This window comes from Streptomyces sp. NPDC059564 (genome assembly GCF_042735575.1).
In the GTDB taxonomy this organism is placed as follows: Bacteria; Actinomycetota; Actinomycetes; order Streptomycetales; family Streptomycetaceae; genus Streptomyces.
Genome location: NZ_JBHWBP010000472.1, coordinates 1 through 4,881 on the forward strand (window position 1 = coordinate 1; position 4,881 = coordinate 4,881).

4 protein-coding genes and 1 pseudogene are annotated in these 4,881 nt (G+C 75.9%); 3 read left to right on the forward strand and 2 right to left on the reverse strand.

From position 1 onward, the window contains the following. The 3 genes and pseudogenes from ACFV0Q_RS38375 to ACFV0Q_RS38385 form a co-directional block, all read left to right on the forward strand. Window positions 1-588: pseudogene (locus ACFV0Q_RS38375) on the forward strand (endonuclease); the annotation flags it as partial. Beyond that, on the forward strand, window positions 585-1,640 hold the full coding sequence (locus ACFV0Q_RS38380) for a TIGR04222 domain-containing membrane protein (protein WP_385012314.1): 1,056 nt from the start codon (window positions 585-587) through the stop codon (window positions 1,638-1,640). The pseudogene ACFV0Q_RS38375 and the gene ACFV0Q_RS38380, both read left to right, overlap by 4 nt. Window positions 1,641-1,742: 102 nt before the next feature. After that, on the forward strand, window positions 1,743-3,383 hold the full coding sequence (locus ACFV0Q_RS38385; protein ID WP_385012315.1) for an alpha/beta hydrolase: 1,641 nt from the start codon (window positions 1,743-1,745) through the stop codon (window positions 3,381-3,383). Window positions 3,384-3,493: 110 nt separating this feature from the next. Here ACFV0Q_RS38385 and hemQ read toward each other — a convergent pair whose 3' ends face one another. Beyond that, window positions 3,494-4,207 (reverse strand): hydrogen peroxide-dependent heme synthase, encoded by a 714-nt coding sequence (gene hemQ / locus ACFV0Q_RS38390; RefSeq protein ID WP_385012317.1) that lies wholly within the window; start codon window positions 4,205-4,207, stop codon window positions 3,494-3,496. A gap of 23 nt (window positions 4,208-4,230) precedes the next feature. Beyond that, the coding region (locus ACFV0Q_RS38395) for a protoporphyrinogen/coproporphyrinogen oxidase (protein WP_385012319.1) at window positions 4,231-4,881 on the reverse strand (651 nt) is incomplete at its 5' end.

Here is a 4,881-nt window from a genome sequence, read left to right on the forward strand (position 1 = left end):
GACACGGGCATCGGCACGAGCGCGGGCACCGCCGCTGACACGCGTGCGGAGGCGGGCACCAGCGCGAGCACCGCACCGAGCGGAACGGACGCGCCCGGGCCGGCGGCGGCGGTGGCCTCGGCCGGGGCAGGCGGATCCGGCGACGGGGACCCGGCCGCGCGCGGCGTCCCGGCGCCGGACGCGGCCCGTACCCGGCTCGGGCTCGGGCAGGCGGCCCTGTTGTCGGCCCTCGTCGCCGGAACGCCCGTGCCCGAGGGGTTCGACCGGCAGCGGATCCGGATCCAGTCCCGGGCGCTGGCCGCCAAGCGGGCCTCGGTGGTCGCGAAGCTGGCGCCCGAGCTGCCGGTCATCCTGGGCGGGCCCGACGCCTACCGCGCGGCCTTCCTCGGGTACGCCCGCCGCCGCCCCATGACGGCCGGATACCGCCGCGACGCCCTGGACTTCGCCGAGCACCTGCTGATCCAGGACCTGCCCGCCGACCCGGCCGCCCGCCGCCGGCTCACCGCCTGGTGGCAGGACCGGGCCGGCGCCCGGCCGCCCCGCCGGATCGTGCGCTGGGCCCGTGCCCTGCTGGGGAGGGCGGCATGAACCTGCTGGCCGTCGCCGTCTGGGCCGCCGTGCTCGGCTCCGGCGCACTGCTGCTGCGCGCCCTGTTCCGGGCCCGGCCCCGGGCCTCCGGGCCCGCGCCCGAACTGCACGACCTGTCCGAGGCCGCGTTCCTGGCGGGCGGTCCCGGCGCGGTCGTCGACACCGCGCTCGTCTCGCTGTTCGTCGACACCCGGCTGGTGGGCGGCGGCCCCGGCCTCGTCCGGGCACGGCCCGGGGCGCGGGGCTCGGACCCCGCCGAGCGGGCCGTGCTGGAGGCGCTGCGGCAGGCGCCCTCCGGGTGGCTCTACCAGGTGCGCTACGCCGCCATGCTCGACCCGGCCGTCCAGGAGACCGGGGACGCCCTCGCCGCCCGGGGGCTGGTCGCCCCGCCCGGCACGGGGCGCGGGCTGCGGCGCTGGGGGGTGCTCCAGGCGGCGGTGTGCGCGCTGCTGGTGCCGCTGTCGCTGCCGCTGACCTTCGTCGCGTGGTCCCTGGAACCGGGGCCCCAGGTGCCGTTCATCGTCAAGGTGTTCCCCGCGCTGCTGGCCGGCATCGTGATCGGTTCCGCCTGCGCGAAGCGGGCCGGGCGGCGGATCACCCCGGCGGGGCGGGCGGCACTGGCCGGGATGCGGGGACGGTACGCGGCCGATCCCGCCGAGCACGTACAGACGGCCCTGTTCGGGCTGCGGGGCCTGCGGGACCCGTACCTGCGCGAGCAGCTGGTGCCCGCCGCCCGGAGCACCCGGCTGGCCGCGGCCCAGTCCCGGGGGCGTACGCACACCTCGCACTCCTCGCACTCCGCCTCGTCTTCGTCCGCCGAGATCCTGCCGGTGGTCTGGTGCGCGGCGAGCGACGGAGGGGGCGGCGGCGGCTCCGGCGGCTGCGGTTCCTCGGGCAGCGGCTGTGCGGGATCCTCCGGTTCCGGTTGCGGCAGCAGCAGCAGCTCCAGCTGTTCGGGCGGCGGATCCAGCTGCGGGAGCGGCAGTTCCAGCTGCGGCAGCAGCAGTTCGAGCTGTTCGAGCAGCAGCTCCAGCTGCGGCAGCAGTTCCTGATACGGCAACCGGGGGTACCGGGTCCGACACCCGGCGGCGGACCTGTACAGCGGCCCGGGCCTGACATCTCATCAGATCGGACGATGAGACGAAGGGAACGCCATGCGCAGGACGCGGACGAGGCTCGTGCGCTACGGAGCCGCCGCGGCGGGCCTCCCCCTCGCGCTCTCCCTCGGCGTCCCGGCCCGGGCGGCCGCCACCCCCCGGGACGCCGCCGGCGCCGTCGAGGACGCCGGGGCCGAGCTCGTCGCCCGCCGCGCGGCTGCCGCCCGGCTCGGCTTCGGGCCCTGCCCCGCCGTCGAGGAGCTGCCCGGCCCCGTGGGATGCGCGTCCCTGCGCGTACCGCTGGACTACGCCCGCCCCGACGGCCCGCAGATCTCCCTCACCGTCAGCCGGATCCCCGCCACCGGCCGCGGGGACGCCGTCCGCCAGGGCGCCCTCGTGTACAACCCGGGCGGGCCCGGCGCGTCCGGGATGTTCTTCCCGCTGCTCGGCGGCCGCCCCGCCTGGAGCCGGATCGCCGCCGCCTACGACCTCGTCGGCTACGCCCCGCGCGGAGTCGGGCGCTCGGCCCCGCTGTCCTGCCAGGACCCGGACGAGCGGCCGCACGGTCCCACGCAGGTCCCGGCCGTGCCCTCCCCCGCGTACAAGCAGGAGCGGCTCGCCGCCGCCCGGGCGTACGCGCGGGGCTGCGCGCGCCACGCCGGGGCCGCCCTGGCCCAGTACACGACCCTGAACAACGTCCGCGACCTGCACGTGCTGCGCGCCGCGCTCGGCGAGCGGCGGCTGAGCTTCGTGGGCGCCTCGTACGGCACCTATCTGGGGGCGGTCTACGCGACCCGCTACCCGGGCCACGTGCGCCGCATGGTCTTCGACTCGGCCGTCGATCCCGACCCGCGCCGCATCTGGTACCTCAACAACCTCGGCCAGGCACCGGGCTTCGAGCGCCGCTGGTCCGACTTCCTCACGTGGGCGGCCCGCCACCACGCGGCGTACGGGCTCGGCACCACCCCCGGGGCGGTGCGGGCGAGTTACGAGCGGGTCCGCGCGGCGGTGGCCCGCGCTCCGGCGGGCGGCGTCGTCGGGACGGGCGAACTGCACGCGGCGTACCTGCAGACGGCGTACTACGACGACGTCTGGCCGGAGCGGGCCGCGGCGCTGGCCGCGTTCCTGCGCGGGGACCCGGGCCCGCTGACGCGGCAGGCCGCGCGCGATCCGGGGCGGGCGGCGGAGGCCGCGAACGCGACGGCCGTCTACACGGCGGTGCTGTGCAACGACGCCCCGTGGCCCGCCGACTGGGAGACCTGGGACCGCGACAACTCCGAACTGGCCCGCCGCGCACCCTTCGAGACCTGGGCCAACGCGTTCCTGAACCTGCCGTGCGCCTCCTGGCCGGTGGCCGCCCGGCAGCGTCCGGCCGAGGTCGGGGCGGGGCCGCAGGGGCTGCCGCCGACGCTCATCGTCGCGGCGGAACGGGACGGGGCGACCCCGTACCCGGGCGCCCTGGAGCTGCAACGGCGGCTCGGCGACGGGGCCTCACTGGTCACGGAGGAGGGAGCCGGCACCCACGGGGTGGCCGGCGGACGCAACGCGTGCGTGGACCGGCGGGTGGAGCGGTACCTGCTCACGGGAGCCACCCCGGGGTGGCGTGTCACGTGTGCGCCGCATCCGGAGCCCGCACCGGTGTCGCTGGACGACCGGGCAGCAAGCGCTCCCAGGGCGCTGCTGCCGCCTGTCGTCTGAACTTCCGGGCGGGGTCTCCGGCTGCGTCGATTCGGGGGCAGGGCCTCCCGATCCCCGGAGGCCGCTCTTGTGTCACGAGCGTTCCTCCGGTCCTTCCCCCCAGGGGAGGTCTAGGCGAGCCCGGCCACCAGATCGGCGACGGACTTGCGGCGCCCGGTGTAGAAGGGCACCTCTTCGCGTACGTGCATCCGGGCCTCGGAGGCACGCAGGTGACGCATGAGGTCGACGATGCGGTAGAGCTCGTCGGCCTCGAAGGCCAGCATCCACTCGTAGTCGCCCAGCGAGAAGGAGGCGACGGTGTTGGCGCGCACGTCCGGGTACCCGCGGGCCATCTTGCCGTGGTCGGCGAGCATGCGGCGGCGGTCGTCGTCGGGCAGCAGGTACCAGTCGTACGAGCGCACGAACGGGTACACGCTGACGTAGTCGCGGGCGTTCTCGTCGGCCAGGAAGGCCGGGATGTGCGACTTGTTGAACTCGGCCGGGCGGTGCAGGGCCATGTTCGACCACACCGGCTCCAGAGCGCGGCCCAGCCGGGTGCGGCGGAAGAGGTTGTAGGCGCTCTGGAGCTCGTCCGAGGTCTCGGCGTGCCACCAGATCATGACGTCGGCGTCGGCGCGCAGGCCGGAGACGTCATAGGTGCCGCGGACGGTGATGTCCTTGGCGGCCAGCTGGTCGAAGAGCTCCTGGACCTCGTCGGCGAAGCCGGTGCGGTCCTCCGGGAGGACGTCCTTCAGCTTGAAGACGGACCACAGGGTGTAGCGGATGACCTCGTTGAGGTCCTTCGCCTTCTTCCCCGCGTTGGGAATCTTCTCTGGTGCAGTCATGTGTCCATTGTCCCGTGTGCTGATCAGTGGTCCGTGCCAGGGGTGGCCATCGCGGCGCTCACGGCGTCGGCGGCCTTCCCGGCGCTCGCGACGCAGGCCGGGATCCCGACTCCGTCGTAGAGGGCTCCGCAGACGGCGAGGCCCGGCAGCTCGGCCACGGCGGCCCGGATCCGGGCGACGCGGGCGAGGTGGCCGACCGGGTACTGGGGCAGTCCGTCGTCCCAGCGGGTCACGGTGGAGGCCACCGGCCGGGCGGCGAGCCCGACGGCCTCGCCGAGGTCGGCGAGCGAGACGTCGACGAGTTCGGCGTCCTCCCGCTTCAGGTCGCCCTCGTCGCCGTGCCGGCCGATGGAGGTACGGAGCAGGAAGAGCTCCGGATCGGCCCCGGCCCAGGCCCACTTGTTGCTGGAGAAGGTGGAGGCCTTGATCGTCCGGCCGTCGACGGGGGGTACGAGGAACCCGCTGGCGCCGCCTTCGGTGACCGGGGCGGGCAGGTCGGAGCGCCGGAAGGCCATCGTGACCAGGGCCATGGAGGCGTACTCGGCCTCGCGCAGCGCGGTGGCCGCGGCGGGGGCGAGCGCGCCGAGCAGCCGGGCGGCGGGGCCGGCCGGGGTGGCGAGGACCACGGCGTCGGCGTCGAGGACCTCGTCGGGGGTGGTGATCCGCCAGCCCTC

Excerpts from the sequence above, each read along its gene's own strand:
- ACFV0Q_RS38380 (WP_385012314.1), top strand. The coding sequence starts at position 585 with ATGAACCTGCTGGCCGTCGCCGTCTGGGCCGCCGTGCTCGGCTCCGGC.
- ACFV0Q_RS38385 (WP_385012315.1), top strand. The coding sequence starts at position 1,743 with ATGCGCAGGACGCGGACGAGGCTCGTGCGCTACGGAGCCGCCGCGGCG.
- hemQ (WP_385012317.1), bottom strand. The coding sequence starts at position 4,207 with ATGACTGCACCAGAGAAGATTCCCAACGCGGGGAAGAAGGCGAAGGAC.